Annotated in this window: 16 protein-coding genes; 3 read left to right on the forward strand and 13 right to left on the reverse strand. The window is 69.5% G+C overall.

The window, feature by feature from the left end:
* Positions 1-199: 199 nt before the first annotated feature.
* From ACJQWM_RS00590 to ACJQWM_RS00640, 11 genes are all read right to left on the reverse strand, one after another.
* Complete coding sequence (locus tag ACJQWM_RS00590) at positions 200-1,594, reverse strand: ATP-binding protein (RefSeq protein WP_332704250.1); 1,395 nt, start codon at positions 1,592-1,594, stop codon at positions 200-202.
* A 170-nt stretch (positions 1,595-1,764) separates the two neighbouring features.
* On the reverse strand, positions 1,765-2,448 hold the full coding sequence (locus ACJQWM_RS00595) for a response regulator transcription factor (RefSeq protein ID WP_332704252.1): 684 nt from the start codon (positions 2,446-2,448) through the stop codon (positions 1,765-1,767).
* Positions 2,449-2,529: 81 nt separating this feature from the next.
* Positions 2,530-2,925 carry a PepSY domain-containing protein gene (locus ACJQWM_RS00600; RefSeq protein WP_332704254.1) on the reverse strand — a complete coding sequence of 132 codons (396 nt, stop codon included), beginning with the start codon at positions 2,923-2,925 and terminating at the stop codon, positions 2,530-2,532.
* 193 nt (positions 2,926-3,118) lie between these two features.
* A complete protein-coding gene (locus ACJQWM_RS00605; protein WP_332704256.1) occupies positions 3,119-4,042 on the reverse strand; it encodes an arginine deiminase-related protein in 924 nt (307 codons plus the stop codon).
* The gene (gene dusA / locus ACJQWM_RS00610) at positions 4,039-5,094 is read right to left on the reverse strand and encodes a tRNA dihydrouridine(20/20a) synthase DusA (protein WP_332704257.1); all 1,056 of its coding nucleotides are present in this window, start codon (positions 5,092-5,094) and stop codon (positions 4,039-4,041) included. Before dusA ends, ACJQWM_RS00605 begins: the two co-directional genes overlap by 4 nt.
* A gap of 145 nt (positions 5,095-5,239) precedes the next feature.
* On the reverse strand, positions 5,240-5,668 hold the full coding sequence (locus tag ACJQWM_RS00615; protein WP_332704259.1) for a hypothetical protein: 429 nt from the start codon (positions 5,666-5,668) through the stop codon (positions 5,240-5,242).
* A gap of 30 nt (positions 5,669-5,698) precedes the next feature.
* Positions 5,699-6,673 (reverse strand): arsenosugar biosynthesis radical SAM (seleno)protein ArsS, encoded by a 975-nt coding sequence (gene arsS / locus ACJQWM_RS00620; RefSeq protein ID WP_332704260.1) that lies wholly within the window; start codon positions 6,671-6,673, stop codon positions 5,699-5,701.
* Complete coding sequence (locus ACJQWM_RS00625; protein WP_332704261.1) at positions 6,666-7,529, reverse strand: sterol desaturase family protein; 864 nt, start codon at positions 7,527-7,529, stop codon at positions 6,666-6,668. The genes arsS and ACJQWM_RS00625 overlap by 8 nt, the downstream gene beginning before the upstream one ends.
* A complete protein-coding gene (locus ACJQWM_RS00630) occupies positions 7,526-8,371 on the reverse strand; it encodes a TIGR04282 family arsenosugar biosynthesis glycosyltransferase (RefSeq protein ID WP_332704263.1) in 846 nt (281 codons plus the stop codon). Before ACJQWM_RS00630 ends, ACJQWM_RS00625 begins: the two co-directional genes overlap by 4 nt.
* Complete coding sequence (locus tag ACJQWM_RS00635; RefSeq protein ID WP_332704265.1) at positions 8,368-9,090, reverse strand: glycosyltransferase; 723 nt, start codon at positions 9,088-9,090, stop codon at positions 8,368-8,370. Before ACJQWM_RS00635 ends, ACJQWM_RS00630 begins: the two co-directional genes overlap by 4 nt.
* The gene (locus ACJQWM_RS00640; RefSeq protein WP_332704267.1) at positions 9,083-11,251 is read right to left on the reverse strand and encodes a dihydrolipoyl dehydrogenase family protein; all 2,169 of its coding nucleotides are present in this window, start codon (positions 11,249-11,251) and stop codon (positions 9,083-9,085) included. The genes ACJQWM_RS00635 and ACJQWM_RS00640 overlap by 8 nt, the downstream gene beginning before the upstream one ends.
* A 398-nt stretch (positions 11,252-11,649) precedes the next feature.
* Here ACJQWM_RS00640 and msrB point away from each other — a divergent pair, with 398 nt between their 5' ends.
* From msrB to ACJQWM_RS00655, 3 genes are all read left to right on the forward strand, one after another.
* Positions 11,650-12,174, forward strand: coding sequence for a peptide-methionine (R)-S-oxide reductase MsrB (gene msrB / locus ACJQWM_RS00645; protein ID WP_332704269.1), 525 nt, complete (start codon positions 11,650-11,652; stop codon positions 12,172-12,174).
* A gap of 1 nt (position 12,175) precedes the next feature.
* The gene (msrA, locus tag ACJQWM_RS00650; RefSeq protein WP_332704271.1) at positions 12,176-12,844 is read left to right on the forward strand and encodes a peptide-methionine (S)-S-oxide reductase MsrA; all 669 of its coding nucleotides are present in this window, start codon (positions 12,176-12,178) and stop codon (positions 12,842-12,844) included.
* Between the two features lie 116 nt (positions 12,845-12,960).
* Positions 12,961-13,671 (forward strand): DUF1499 domain-containing protein, encoded by a 711-nt coding sequence (locus ACJQWM_RS00655; protein WP_332704273.1) that lies wholly within the window; start codon positions 12,961-12,963, stop codon positions 13,669-13,671.
* Positions 13,672-13,749: 78 nt separating this feature from the next.
* Here the strand turns inward: ACJQWM_RS00655 and ACJQWM_RS00660 are convergent, their stop codons facing one another.
* Entirely contained in the window at positions 13,750-14,292 is a 543-nt protein-coding gene (locus ACJQWM_RS00660; RefSeq protein WP_332704275.1) for a GNAT family N-acetyltransferase, read from the reverse strand.
* Positions 14,289-14,705 (reverse strand): GFA family protein, encoded by a 417-nt coding sequence (locus ACJQWM_RS00665; RefSeq protein ID WP_332704277.1) that lies wholly within the window; start codon positions 14,703-14,705, stop codon positions 14,289-14,291. The genes ACJQWM_RS00660 and ACJQWM_RS00665 overlap by 4 nt, the downstream gene beginning before the upstream one ends.
* Positions 14,706-14,712 lie beyond the last annotated feature (7 nt).

Here is a 14,712-nt window from a genome sequence, read left to right on the forward strand (position 1 = left end):
CAAGGGGCGAGGGGCAAGGAGCAAGGAGTCGCCGTAGGCTGGGCTGACAAGCCCAGCATTCGTAGATCAAGGCGCTGGGCTTGCCAGCCCAGCCTACGGATCGCAACTCGCCGCTTCCTTGCTTTCTCTTGCTTCCTTGCCTCTTTCCTTCCTTGCCTTCTTTTGCGTCTTTCGCGTCCTTTGCGGACCGGAACGCTCTTCACAGCCCCGGCGGCAATTGCACTTCGAAGCGCGCGCCGCCGAGCTCCTCCGAGGGGCGCACGCCCAAGGTGCCGCGATAGCCGCGCACCAAGTCCTGCACGATCGCCAGGCCGATGCCGTGGCCTTGCACACGCTCGTCGCCGCGCACGCCGCGCTGCAGGATCAACGCGATCTTGTCCTGTGGGATGCCGGGACCGTCGTCGTCCACCGCCAGCAGCAGTCCGGGGCGGCGGTTTGGCACGACCTCGCTGGGCTTCACCGTCAGCAGCACGCGCGACCTGGCCCATTTGAAGGCGTTCTCCAGTAGGTTGCCGAGCAACTCCTGCAGGTCGCCGGGCTCGCCGTGGAACTGCACGCCCGGGCTGATCTCGAACTCGCACAAGACGCCCTTGGCTGCGTAGACCTTTTCCAGTCCACGGACGATCTGCTCGGCATGCGGCTCGATCGCGATCGGCGCGGCGAACAGAGCGTGACCGCCGGACGCCGCGCGCGCGAGCTGGTAGGAGACCAGGTCGTTCATGCGCCGCAACTGCAGGTCGACGTCCTCGCGCAGCTCGTGCTCCGCGGCGTTGTCGTCGAGCCGCGCGCGCAGTACCGCCAGCGGCGTCTTGAGGCTGTGGGCGAGGTCGGCGAGGGTGTTGCGCTGGCGGTCCAGGTTCTCACGCTCACTCTCGATGAAGGCGTTGATGCTGTCGGTCAGCGGCTCCAATTCGCGCGGATGCTGCTCACTCATGCGCGAGGTGATGCCGCGCTGCACCCGCTTGAGCTCCTCGATCACGCGCCGCAGCGGGCGCAGGCTCCAGCGCAGGATCAGACCCTGCAGCAGCAACAGGACCAGCCCGGCACCGCCGAGGTAGCGCCAGAGCGTGGCGCGGAACACGCCGACCTGGCGGCTCAGCGCGGTGGTGTCCTGCAGGATGTAGATCGTGTACGGAAACTCCGCGCGCGCATCGCCGCCGGCGTCCCAGATCAAGCCGATGCCATAGCGATAGGCCTGGCCGACATGGCCGTCGAGCTCGGTGATCTGCAGCGGGCCTTCAAAGCGCTCCTGGTTGGCCGCGAGCAGCCCCGCGACCGGCAGCAGCGGGCCCTGGGTGGAGGGTGAATCCCAGTGCCCGTTCGGGAACACGACCTCGGCATACAGGCCGCTGCCGGGCCGCTCGAAACGCGGGTCCGGCGGGGTGTAGGGTGGGATGAATGCGCCGTCGCGGGCGAAGTCGCTGTCGGCATACGCCAGCGCGTAGCTGCGCATGCGCTGGTAGAGATTGCTCTCGGCGGTTTCCAGGAAGGCCCGGTCCAGCGCGTAGCCAGCCAGCGCCAGGAAGGCGAGCAGTCCGAGACTGGCCGCCAGCAACTGCCGTGCCTGCAGCGATCGAGGTTGGCCCCAGCTCATGTGCGCGCGACGCGGTCAGGCGCCGATCAGTGGAGGACGCGCACGATCGTCGCATGCCCGGCCGGCGACGAGGTCGCGCGCCGGTGGTACGACCGTTGGCCACGCCCGTGCCGGCGCATCACTCCCCGGTGCGCGCGCACGCTTTCATTCACCGCTTCGCGCGCACGCTTTCATTCACCGCTTCGCGGTATGGCAAACCGGTAGCCGCGGCCGCGCACGGTCTCGATCGGCTTGAGTGCGCCGTCGGGATCGAGTTTCTTGCGCAGCCGGCCGATGAAGACCTCGAGCACGTTGGAGTCGCGGTCGAAGTCCTGCTGGTAGATGTGCTCGGTCAGGTCGGCCTTGGAGACCAATTCGCCGGCGTGCATCATCAGGTACTCGAGCACCTTGTATTCGTAGCTGGTCAGGTCGACGTTGTTGCCGTGCACATTGACCGTCTGCGCGGCCAGGTCGAGCGTGACCGGCCCGCACTCCAGGCTCGGCTTGCTCCAGCCGGCGGCGCGGCGCACCAGCGCGTTGAGCCGTGCCAGCAGCTCCTCGACGTGGAAGGGTTTGACCAGGTAGTCGTCGGCGCCCTGCTTGAGGCCCTCGACCTTGTCCTGCCAGCTCGAACGCGCGGTGAGGATCAGCACCGGGAACTTCTTGCCTTCCTCGCGCAGCGCCTTGACCAGTTCCATGCCCGACATCTTCGGCAGGCCCAGGTCGATGATGCCCAGGTCGAACGGCACCTCGCGACCCATGTAGAGGCCTTCCTCGCCGTCCTGCGCGGCATCCACCGCGAAACCCTCGCGCTTCAGGCGCGCGGCCAGGGTTTCGCGCAGCGGCGCTTCGTCTTCTACCAGCAGAATACGCATGGTGACTCCCGTGTCAGTAAGGCTTCTGTCGCAAGAAAAGTGCCGCGCACAACCGCGACCGTTGCGCCGCAGAGTGCGGCGTCAGTCGTCGTCGCGGCGTGTACGCGCTTGCTCACCACGCGCAGGCCGACCGGTCGCCCGCTCTGTCGCCACGGGGTCGTCCATGTAGATGCGCACCCGGCCGCTGGCATCGACCACCTTGACCCGGTTGACGTCGCGGCCATCGAACGGCACGCGCTCGGCGCTGAGGACCTGGCCGCCGGTGCGGCGCTCGACCCGGCGCACGGCATCCGACAGTGCGCGGTGGTCCTCGCGGCGGTCGTGGCCGCGGATCTCGCGGACCGGCACCTCCGCGCGGGCGCGGTTGGCACGAGCCCCGCGGGGTTCATCGCGATGCTGTGCCGCCGCACTGCCGAGGCCGGCGGTGAAGGTGGCGAGCAGGACCAGCGGAACGAGGCGGGGACGCGAGGTCGACATGGGACTCCGGGAGACGGTTCGGATGGCGCACGGGGCGCTGCGGAAACGGTCGATGCCGCGACAAGTGGCACCGACGTGAACCCGCATTCTCGGAACGGGGCAGTGAATCCGATCTGAACTTTATTTTCACATCTCGCGAAGGATTCAGCTATGTGAACACGCCGCGACGGCTTTATGCAAGCCTCTGGCGGGCCTAGAAAATTTCGCCGACGCAGCAGCGCAGCGAGCCGCCGCCGGCTTCGATCGCATCCAGCTCGACGCTGCGCGGCTCGAACCCGGCGGCCGTCAGCGCGCGGCGGCTTTCGGCGCTCAGGGCCTGGCCGGCCCGGGCGCTCATCCACACCGCGTCCTCGCTCAGTGCGATGGCGTTGCCGGCGAAGGCGGCGTGCTCGGCCGGCGACAGCAGCACCGCATGCGGCGCATACAGCGCGGTGATCGCCTCGACCACGGCCGGCTCGGCGAAGCCTTGCGGGCACACCAGCGCGGTGCGGCCGGCCAGCACCGCCAATACCACGTTGGTGTGGTATTCGCCTGCGGCCAGCTCGAACATCAGCGTGGCGCGCAGGCCGAGCGCGTCGTGTATCAGGCGTGCGCCCTCCCGGTCGCAGCGCTCCGACAAGCCGGCGAAGCCGAGGCCCCGCGCGCGGTCGATGACCAGCGCACCGGTCAGTTCGCAGGGGTGCGGCTGCGTCGAAAGATCGATCTCGGCGTAGTCGAGCACGCCACCGAAGAAGCCGCGGATGTCCGCCCGGGCGGCCTCGCGCTGGCGCACCGGATGGCGCATGCGGCCGACCACGTAGCGGGAGCTGCCATCCACCCGGGCGGTCGCGAACACGTTGTTGGGGAACAGCGCGTCGGGCGTTTGCGGGTCGCCGGCGAAACACACCGTCGGCACGACCCCGGCCAGTGCGCGATGAAGCTCGCGGTGCTGCGCGGACGCGCGCGCGGCATCGAACCCGGCCGCCTCGGCCATGTAGCGGTTGTCGGCGGCGGACTGCTCGGCCAGCCGGAAGCCATCGGGCGCGACCAGGAATGCACCCCGCGCGGTGGCCGGGCCGAAATCGGCGGCAGCACCGCGGGCGAACTCTAGGAAGGCAGCAGTGTCGCGGGTGATCATGCGGCGTCGGCTCGGGAGGCAGTGGAGGGTCGGTCGTTGAAGCTCTCGGTCACCGCCAGCGCGCGCTCGATGAGCGACCAATCGGCGCCGGGCTTGTGCGCGCCTTCGCTGAGAACCTGGCGGAACGCGCGGCCGCCGCGCTGCCCGCCGAACAGGCCGAGCAGGTGGCGGGTGATGTGCTTGAGGAACACGCCTTTCCCAAGCGGGCCGCCCGCGAGTTGCGCCTCGACATACGGCCGCAGTGCGCGCAACAGCTCGGCGCGCGATTTCAATTCGCCGCCGAACCACGCCACATCGAGTCGGTGCAGCAGGTAGGGGTCGTGGTAGGCGGCGCGGCCCAGCATCGCGCCGTCGGCATGCGCCAGGTGGGCGGCCGCCTCGTTCTGGCTGGCGATGCCGCCGTTGACGACCACCTGCAGGTCGGGCCGCTCGCGCTTGAGCCGGTAGGCCCAGTCGTAGCGCAACGGCGGCACTTCGCGGTTTTCCTTCGGCGACAGTCCCTGCAGCCACGCGTTGCGCGCATGCACCACGAACATCCGGCAGCCGGCTGCGGCGATGCGGTCGATGAAGGCGCGGAAGTGGTCGTAGTCGTGGTCGTCATCCACGCCGAGGCGGCATTTCACCGTCACCGGCACATCGTGGCCCAGGTCAGCACACGCCGCGATCATCGCCGCGACCGACTCGGCCACCAGCGCCGGCTCGCGCATCAGGCAGGCGCCGAAACGGCCAGCCTGCACCCGGTCGGACGGGCAGCCGCAGTTGAGGTTGATCTCGTCAAAGCCGAGCTCCGCCCCGATCCGCGCCGCCTGCGCCAGCAACTCCGGCTCACTGCCGCCGAGCTGCAACGCCACCGGATGCTCCACCGGATCCAGCGCCAGCAGGCGCGAGCGGTCGCCATGGATCACCGCATTGGCGTGCACCATCTCGCTGTACAGCCGCGCATGCGGCGCCAGCAACCGGTGAAACACGCGGCAGTGCGAGTCGGTCCAGTCCATCATTGGGGCGACGGACAGGCGCAGTTGCGACGGCGGAATGGCGGGTGCGGCGGTCATCGGCCGGAATTGTACGGTGCGGCCGCGGCACCCCGTTTGCGAGAGTACCGGCTGGGCGCGGCCTCATCGGCAACCGCGAGTCTGGTTCAGACCCGCCGCGTACCGCTCGAGCCACGCGGCAGCGGAACGCGGCGTGCCGTCGTGCTCAGCGGCGCTTCTGCTCCATGCTCAGCAGCTGGTCATAGTCGCGCAACAGGAACAGCGCGATACAGGCCGCGAGCATCGGCCAGGCGGCGAAGAACAGCAGGTTGGCGCCTTCGAAGGGGTTGAGGTACTGCTGCCACGAAGAAAAGGTCGAGCCGGCGTGCATCAGGGTGACCAATCCGTAGCTCCAGGTGCGCAGGGCGCCGAGCGCGAAACACAGCACCAGCAGGACCTGGGCGATGCCGATCGCATAGACCAGCGGTTCGGCGATGCCTGCGAGGCCGTAGAAGCCTTCGAACACCGCGATGGCATGACCGGGGTTGAGGAACTTGTCGGCGATCCACGGGGCCAGCATCAGCACGATACTGGCGCGGATCAGGAGCAGCGCCATCGGCAGATGGCGGGGAACGGTGGCGGCTGCTGCATTCATGCGGTATCTCCGGAGGGACGGCGGTGGGTGTCAATGCAGCGCGCCGCCGCAACTGGAGCCCTGGCCGGCGGTGCAACCGTAGCAGTGTTGGGCGGTGGCGATCCGCCGCGGCAGCGGGGCGTCGAGCAGGTCGCGCAGGTGCGGCCGGTCCCGGCCGGGGACGGCCGCGTCGGTCGCGCCCAGCGGCAGGTGCAGCATCTGGTTGAAATCGCAGTCGTACAGGTAGCCCTGGTAGTCGACGCTGATCAGCGAGCGGCACATCACGCCGTCGAGGTTGTCGGCGCGGTGGGCGTCCCGGAGCGTGCCCATGTACGCGGCGAAATGGCCCTTGGACAGCAGCCATGAGCCGTAGCGCTGGATCGGCATGTTGGCCAGCGCGAACAGCTGGTTGAACACGATGCCGAAGTTGTCGCCGAGCAGGCGCTTGTAGTCGGCCTGCAGTTGCTGCTGATCCGGCGGCAGGAACGCGCCGTTGGGGTTGTAGACCAGGTTCAGGACCAGCCCGCTGCCCTCGCGCCCGTAGCCCAGCGCGTTGAGGCTCTGCAGCGCGCTGATCGAGGCCTCGAACACGCCCTGGCCGCGCTGCTCGTCGACGTTGGCCTGGCTGTAGCAGGGCAGCGATGCGACCGCCTCGACCGCGTGGTCCGCGAGGAATTCGCCGACCCACTCAAAGCCCGGCTCGCGCATGATCGTCGGGTTGAGCCGGTCCATCACTTTCAGCCCGGCGCGGCGTGCCTGGCTCACCAGGGTCCGGAAGTGCGGATGCATCTCCGGCGAGCCGCCGGTCAGGTCGAGCGTGCCGATCGATTGCCGCTGCGCCACCTGCAGCGCCAGCTCGATCGTATCTAGGTCCATCAGCTCCTTGCGATGGGGCCCGGCCGCGACGTGGCAGTGGATGCAGCTGAGGTTGCACAGGTAGCCCAGGTTGAGCTGCAGCGTGTCGAGCCGGTCGCGCCGGATCGGCGGGAAGTCGCTGTCGCGCAGCATCGGCCAGGTGTCACGCATTCGGGCGGTCCTCCTCGCGGGCGTTGCTGTCGGTGGGTGCCAACGCGGCGGGCGGGCGCCGGAACGGTTGCAGCAACAAAGGCCACAAGCCTAGCGCGACCGGGTCGCGCCATTGCGGCAAGCCGATCGGCATCTCGCGCTCGGGTTGTTTAGGACATGCCCGGTAGCTGCCGAACACCCGGTCCCACAGCGACAGATTGAAGCTGTAGTTGCTGTCGGTCTCCTCGCGGCGGATCGAGTGGTGGATGCGGTGCATCGACGGGGTCACGATGAACCAGCGCAGCACGCGGTCCACGCGCGGCGGCAGGGCGAAGTCGGCATGGGTCAGCAGGCTCGATGCCGACAGCAGCACCTCGAAGATCACCACGGCCACCGGGTGCGGCCCCAGCACCACCACCAGCGCGAGCTTGATCGTCATAGACAGCGCGATCTCGACCGGATGGAAGCGCACGCCGGTGGTGACGTCGAACGCGGTGTCGCTGTGGTGCACGCGATGCAGCGGCCACAGCAGCGCGATGGAGTGCAGCAGCCGGTGCTGCCAGTACAGCGCCAGGTCGAACAGCAACAACGCCAGCACGATCTCGACCCACAGCGGCGCGTCGATCGCGCCAAGCAGCCCGCCGCCGCGGGCGTCGACCTCGATCGCCAATACCACCGCAAGCAGCGGAAAGGCCAGTCGCAGCACGGCGGTGTCCAGCGCCACCAGGCCCAGGTTGGCGAGCTGTCGCCGTGCCGGCCGCGCATCGCCGCGCGCCGGCCAGAGGCGCTCGGCGATCGCCAGCGACAGCAGCACCGCGATGAAGCCACCCAGCCGCAGTGTGGGCTCGTGCTCGAGGATGAAGTCGATGCCGTTCATGGGCGGCTCCGGACGGGTGCGGCAGTCACGGCAGGCGCGCGATCGACTTCGTCATTCCCGCGAACGTGGGAACCCAGCGACTTCGGCGCGTCGGCGCGCGGCGGCACTGGATCCCCGCCTTCGCGGGGATGACGAGCAAGAAGATGCTCCGCGGACGTGTCGGATGCGTCCTCGCACGTGCGCTCCTGTTCGCCCATCCAGTCGGCCAGCGAACGCTGCTCGGCGGTAGGCTCGGGCAGCGTTTCGAGGGCGTGCAACACCGCCGTCAGGTCATGGCCGTGGTCGGCATCGGTCAGGGTCGCCAGCGTGCGCCAGGCGCCGAGCGCTTCCATGTTGCGCCGGAACTGCCGGGCGGTGTCGTCGGCGCTGTAACGCACCTGGGTCCACGCCGGCAACGGCGGGGGCATATTGGCGCCGAACAGCCAGAACCCGCCATCGCTCGCCGGCCCGAGCGCCAGCCGCGGCGACGCCGAGGCCAGCCAGTCGCCTGCTTCACCCAGCAGTTGCACAGTCAGCTGCGGCGCGTCGGCGCCGATCAGCAGGCCGGAGCCATGGCGCGCGACCAGTTGCGCATGCACGCGCGCCATGCGCTCGCCGAGCTCGCCGCCGCCCTGCGCAAGTGCCGGCAGCTCCGGCCAATCGCCCAGCGCCTCGGGCTCGGCCACGGCCCAGTAGGCGGTCAGGCCATGACGCGCCTGCGCACTGCGGGCAACCGAAGCCACCGCCGCCGCGGCGTGTCGGTACCACGCCTGCGCATAGCGCTCGCCGCGGTCGGCGGCCAACCGGCTCTTGACCGCCGAATGGCCGGGTGTCTTGACGAAGATCGCCAGCGCGCCGCTCATCGTGGCGCCTGCGTGCGTGAAAACTGACGGGCCTGCCGCCAGGTTTCACTCAGGTGTTCGGTGGTGGTGGTCCACCAGCCGCGCTCGCGGTACTTGCGCGCGCTGGTATACAGCGGCGCTTGTAGGGGCCGCAGCCGCAGCCCGGCGCGGCGCGCGCGCCAAACCAGGTCGTGGTCTTCGCCGCCCGCCAGTGCCGGATCGAAGCCGCCGAGCCGCTCGAACGCCGCCCGCGACAGCACCAGGCCCTGGTCGCCGAACGGCATCCCCAGCCAGCGACTCCGCAGCCAGGCGCCGAGCGTGTTCAAGCGCATCAGGGCCGGGCCATCTTGGAGAAACCGCAGGTCGAAGTAGCCCAGCGCGTGCTCGCCGCGCTGGATGAATCGCGCCAGGGCCGGCAGCGTGTCCGGCGCCAGCACCGAATCGGCATGCAGGAACCACAACCATTCGCGCGCGCCGGACCGCGCGCCGGCGTTCTGTTGCGAGCCGCGCCCGGGCTCTGCCAGCAGGCATCGCCAATCCGGGCCGGACCGGGGCGACGCCACGTCGATGCGGGCCGGCTCCGCGCCTTCGGCGAATACCACCCGCAGCTCGGCGCCGCGTGGCAGCGCCGCGAGCTGCGCGTGCAACGCAGGCGCGAGTGCATCGCCCGGGCCGACCGGCATCACCACGGTCAGCTTCGCAAGCGCCTGTTCGAGCCGCGCCGCGTCCACGTCAACCACGTCGCCAGTCGAAGAACCGCTGGGCCCAGCGCAGCGCCGCCTGCGGCGCATGCGCACGCTTCCAGTTCCCGGCCACGTACTTGTTGGCCTCGGCCATGGTCGGGTAGATGTGGATGGTGCCGAGCAGCTTGTTCAGGCCGATGCCGTGCTTCATCGCCAGCACGAATTCGGCCAGCAGCTCGGCGGCGTGGACGCCGACGATCGTCGCGCCGAGGATCCGGTCCTTGCCCGGCGCGGTCAGCACCTTGACGAATCCGCGGTCGGCGCCATCAGCGATCGCGCGGTCGAGGTCGTCGAGTTCGTAACGGGTCACCTCGACGTCGACCTCCTGGCTCTTCGCCTCGTCCTCGGACAGGCCCACGCGCGCGACCTCGGGCTCGGTGAAGGTGGCCCACGGAATCACCCGGTAGTCGACATCGAACGACCAGAACGGCGCCAGCAGCGCGTTGACCGCGGCGTACCAGGCCTGGTGCGCGGCGACGTGGGTGAACTGGTAGGGGCCGGTGGCGTCGCCGCAGACGTGGATGTTGGGAAAGTTGGTGCGCAGTAGCGCGTCGGCCTCCACGGTCTTGCGGTCGGTCAGGCGCACGCCGAGTTCCTGCAGGCCGAAGCCTTCGACATTCGCCGCTCGCCCCAACGCCAGCAGCAGGACGTCGAACTCGAACGTGATCTCGTGGCCTTCGCGATCATCCAGACGCGCGCAGATCAGCCGCGCGCCCGCATCAGTCTGCTCGACGCGCAGCGCCTTGTGGGATGTGGCGACGGACACGCCCTCCTCGCGCAGCCGCGTCGCGACCAGCGCGGCGGCATCGGCGTCCTCGTGCGGCAACAGCCGCGGCGCCATCTCGACCTGGGTGACGGCGCTGCCCAGGCGCGCGAATGCCTGGGTCAGCTCGCATCCGACCGGTCCGCCGCCGAGCACGAGCAGCCGCTTCGGCAGGGTGCGCAGATTCCACACGGTGTCGCTGGTCAGGTAATCGACCGTGTCCAGTCCCGCGATCGGCGGCACCAGCGGCCGCGCGCCGGTGGCGAGGATCAGGCTGCGGGCGCTGATGCGGCGTCCGTCGACTTCGACCTCCCACGGCGACACCAGCTTCGCCTCGCCGCGGAGTACCTCCACCCCGAGCCCGCTGTAGCGCTCGACCGAATCGTGCGGCGCGATCTTCGCGATCACATCCCGCACGCGCTGCATCGCCTCGCCGAAGTCGAATTCGGCGTGCATCGCGCGAATGCCGAAACGCCGGCTGTCGCGTGCTTCGGCCAGCAGGCGCGCGGTGCGCAGCAGGGCCTTGGACGGCACGCAGCCGGTGTTGAGGCAATCGCCACCCATCTGGTGTTTTTCGATCAGCGCGACCCTGGCCTTGACCGTCGCACCGATGTAGGCCGACACCAGCCCGGCCGAGCCGGCGCCGATCACGATCAGGTTGTAGTCAAACTTCGCGGGCCTGGTGTAACCGCGATAGATGCGCCGCGCCGCCAGCCAGCGCGTAGCCCAGCGCGCCAGCAGCGGCAGTACCCCGAGCAGCACCAACGCGCCGATCAAACCGGGCGAGAGTACGTCGCGCAGCGTCTCGATTTGTGCCAGCTGGGTACCGGCGTACACATAAGCCAGGGTGCCGGCCAGCATGCCGAGCTGGCTGACCCAGTAGAACGTGCGCAACCGCAGCGAGGTCAATCCCGCCAGCAGGTTGACCAGGAAGAACGGAAACACCGGCACCAGCCGCAGGGTGAACAGGTAGAACGCGCCATCGCGCGCGATGCCGGCATCGATCTTCTTCAGCCGTTCGCCGTAGCGCGCGCGCAGGGTGTCGCGCAGTACGAAACGCGCCACCAGGAACGCCAGCGATGCACCGATGGTGCTGGCGAACGACACCAGCAACGTGCCCGCGAGCAGCCCGAACAAGGCGCCGGCGGCCAGCGTCATCACCGCCGCGCCCGGAATCGAGGCCGCCGCGACCGCGACGTACAGCACGAAGAAGCCGCCCGCCGCGCGCCACGGGTGGGCGCTCACCCACCCGCCCAGCTCGGCCTGCCGCGCCTTGAGGCCTTCGAGGGTCAACGCCTCGGCCGCTCCCGATTGCAGTGCCCACACCACCGCGGCGGCGAATGCCAGCAGCAGCGCCCAGCGCCACCAAGTCGTGTTTTTTTTGCGGCCTGGCATGAATCCTCCGAATCGGGCCGGGACCTGCGCTCTGCCGCTGGGGATCAGCGGGCGCCGCACATCGGCCAGTTGAACCGCCTGCCGCGCGGGGCGCATCCGCATCAGCGCGCCGCACGCAGGACCAGCGAATCCTCAAGCCGCCAGCGTAACGCCCATTGCTCTACGCGGCGGCACGGCAAAAAGAGGCAGGCAGGGCAACCGCCGCGGACCGCGCCCGCCGGCGAGCGGTGCGCATGTACCGCAGCCCAACGGCGGCCGCGAAACGCATCCGCACCGGCGACCTTTTCCGTACCTGGGAGGTCCAACGGTTCGAGTATTCCTCTGCACACCCACGTGACTGCACCGCCGCTAGCGTGTGCAGGCAGGAGATCTCGAGCCCCCGCCACCCGGAGAGCCGGATGAACCGTCGCACCATGTTGCAAAGCCTCGCCGCCCTGGCCGTGCTGCCGTTGTTGCCGGCCTGTTCGCGCGCCGCCGACCCGCCCGTGGCCGGCGGCAGCCGCGCCGTGGTGCCGTTGCAGAAAACCGCCCAGGCCTGGCGCGACCAGGTCAGCGCGCAAGCCTATGCGGTGCTGTTCGAGGACGGCACCGAGCCGGCCTTCAGCAGCCCGCTGGACCAGGAGAAGCGCGCCGGCACCTTTGTCTGCGCCGCGTGCCATCTGCCGCTGTTCGACAGTGCCGCCAAGTTCGACAGCGGCACTGGCTGGCCCAGTTTCACCCGGCCGATCGCCGGCCACATCGAGACCAAGCGCGACTTCAAGCTGATCTGGCCGCGCACCGAATATCACTGCGCACGCTGCGGCGGGCACCAGGGCCATGTCTTCAACGATGGCCCACCGCCACGCGGCGAACGCTGGTGCAACAACGGCGTTGCGCTGGCGTTCGTGCCCGAGGGCCAGTCGCTGCCCGCCTTGAGGAGTTGACATGACCATGCCGCCGCAACGCCTGCGCCGCCTGGCCGCCACCCTCGGTGGCCTGCTGATGCTGGGCGTGACCACCGCCTGCGCCCAGCAGCCGGCCAATCCGCCCGCCACCAACGCTCCGGACGCCGGGACGAGCGGCCAATCGGCGGTCGCGATCTTCGCCGGCGGCTGCTTCTGGTGCATGGAGCCGCCCTTCGATGAACTGCCCGGGGTCACCGCGACGACCTCCGGCTACATCGGTGGCCACGTTGCCGATCCGAGCTACCAGCAGGTCTCCGCCGGCGGCACCGGCCACACCGAAGCGGTGCGGGTGAATTACAACCCGGCCCAGGTCAGCTACGCGACCCTGCTGGACGTGTTCTGGCGCAACATCGACCCGGTCGCGGTCGACCGGCAGTTCTGCGACGTCGGGGACCAGTACCGCAGCGCGATCTTCACCACCGATGCCCAGCAGAAGCGCCTGGCCGAAGCGAGCAAGCGCGAGCTGCAGACCTCCGGCCGCTTCGAGCGGCCGATCGCGACCGAAATTGCCGCCGCGCCGACGTTCTATCCGGCCGAGCAGTATCACCAGGACTATTACGAAAAGAACCCGGTCCGCTACAAGTTCTATAGCTTCACCTGCGGACGCCAGCAGCGGCTAGACGAGGTCTGGGGCGCGGCGGGGGAGTAGCAGTGCCCCGACAGCGCTGGGCTTGTCAGCCCAGCCTACCGAAGCCCTGCGCCGCATCGGGCGCCTGACTGCAGCGGTTTGCGCCACACTGCGGGCTCCAACTACCGGAGTCCGCCATGAAACCTGCCCACTTCGCCGTCCTGCTCGGCGTGATCGCGCTCGCGCTGCTGTTGATTGCCGGCCCCGGCACCCGCCTGGGGCTGTGGGAATTCGGCACCGGCTTCCAGCTGATGCGCTGGGCTGCGTTCGTGGGGTTGGCGGCCGCGGCGCTGGCGCTGCTGATGCTGATCGTGCCGCGCACGCGGCGCTCCAGCGTGGCTGCCCTGGCGGCGGCGCTGGTGATCGGGCTGGGCGTGGCATTCGTGCCGTGGAACGCGATGCGGCAGGCCCGTGCGGTACCGCCGATCCACGACATCAGTACCGACACCCAGCGGCCGCCGGAGTTCGTCGCGGTGCTGCCGTTACGCGCCGATGCGCCGAACCCGGCATCCTACGGCGGTCCCGAGCTCGCTCAGGCGCAACTGGCCGGCTACCCCGACCTGCGCACGCATCGGCTGGCTGCTGCACCAGCGCAGGCATTCGAACGCGCGCTCGCCGCGGCACGCGACATGGGCTGGGAGATCGTCGCCGCCGAGCCGGCCGCCGGCCGCATCGAGGCGACCGACACCACGCCGTGGTTCGGCTTCAAGGACGACGTGGTCATCCGCATCGAAGGCGATGGCGACGGCAGCCGGATCGACGTGCGCTCGGTCTCTCGGGTCGGCGGCAGCGACGTGGGCGCCAACGCTGCGCGGATCCGCAAGTATCTGGACAGGCTCGACGGGTAGGGTGCTCCCTTTGGAGCAGCGATCCATGGGCGCGATCGCCTCTTCCCCGCGTGCGGCGGTCGCGGGCATGGCCTGTTCCTATAGGGGCGGGTGTTCGCGCGGGGGCGGCGGCTGCCACACCATGTAGACGTCGGCGCGTGCGTAGTGCGAGCCCGGCCGCGGCGCCGGGCGATGCACGAAGCCGACGCTCTCGTACAGCTTCAGTGCCGGCGCAAGCTTGCTGCTCGACTCCAGGAACAGCTCGCGCCCGCCGAGCGCGCGGTACGCATCGAGCGCGCCGCGCATCAGCAGCCGGCCGACACCGCTGCCGCGCATGCCCGGCTCGACCGCCATCTTGGTCAGTTCGAAGACGCCGTCGCCTTCGTGCTTGAGCGCGACCGTGCCGACCGCGCGCTCGTGCGCATCGATCGCGAACAGCACGCGGCCACCGTCGGCGAGCAAGTGGGTTTCCGGGTCGTGCAGCACTTCGTGATCGATCGGTTCGACCACGAACCAGCGCTGCAGCCATTCCAGGTTGAGCCGGGCGAAATCGGCGCGCCAGCGCGCGGCGAAGTCGACCACGCGCAGCGGGCCGGGTGCCGGCTCCGGGCAGGGGTCGAGGGCGGTTTGGATGGTGCTCATGACTGATCGTGCGAGAGGTGGGCGATCGCGGCCAGCGCGGCTTCGCGGTCGCGGTCATCGAACGCGATGACCCGCATCGAGGCGACGGTGCCGGGATCCAGGCAGCGCGCGTTGACGCTGTAACCGTCGGGATGGCTGCGTGGCACGTAGAAGCTCTTGATGCCGCAGTGGCGACAGAACAGGTGGCGCGCGGCGCCAGTGTTGAAGCGGTATTCGGCCAGCGCCGCTTCGCCGTCGATCAGGCGGAAGCGCGCGGCCGGCACGATCAGGTGCAGGTGGCCGGTCATGCGGCAGATAGAACAGTTGCAGTCGAGCACCTCGATCGCCGCCGGTGCGTCGAACTCGAAACGCACCCGGCGACAATGGCAGCCGCCGTGGTGGGTGACCGGATCCGGAGCAACGGGCAGGTTCATCGGCGCA

Source organism: Novilysobacter longmucuonensis, assembly GCF_046600735.1.
GTDB classification, from domain to species: domain Bacteria; phylum Pseudomonadota; class Gammaproteobacteria; order Xanthomonadales; family Xanthomonadaceae; genus Novilysobacter_A; species Novilysobacter_A longmucuonensis.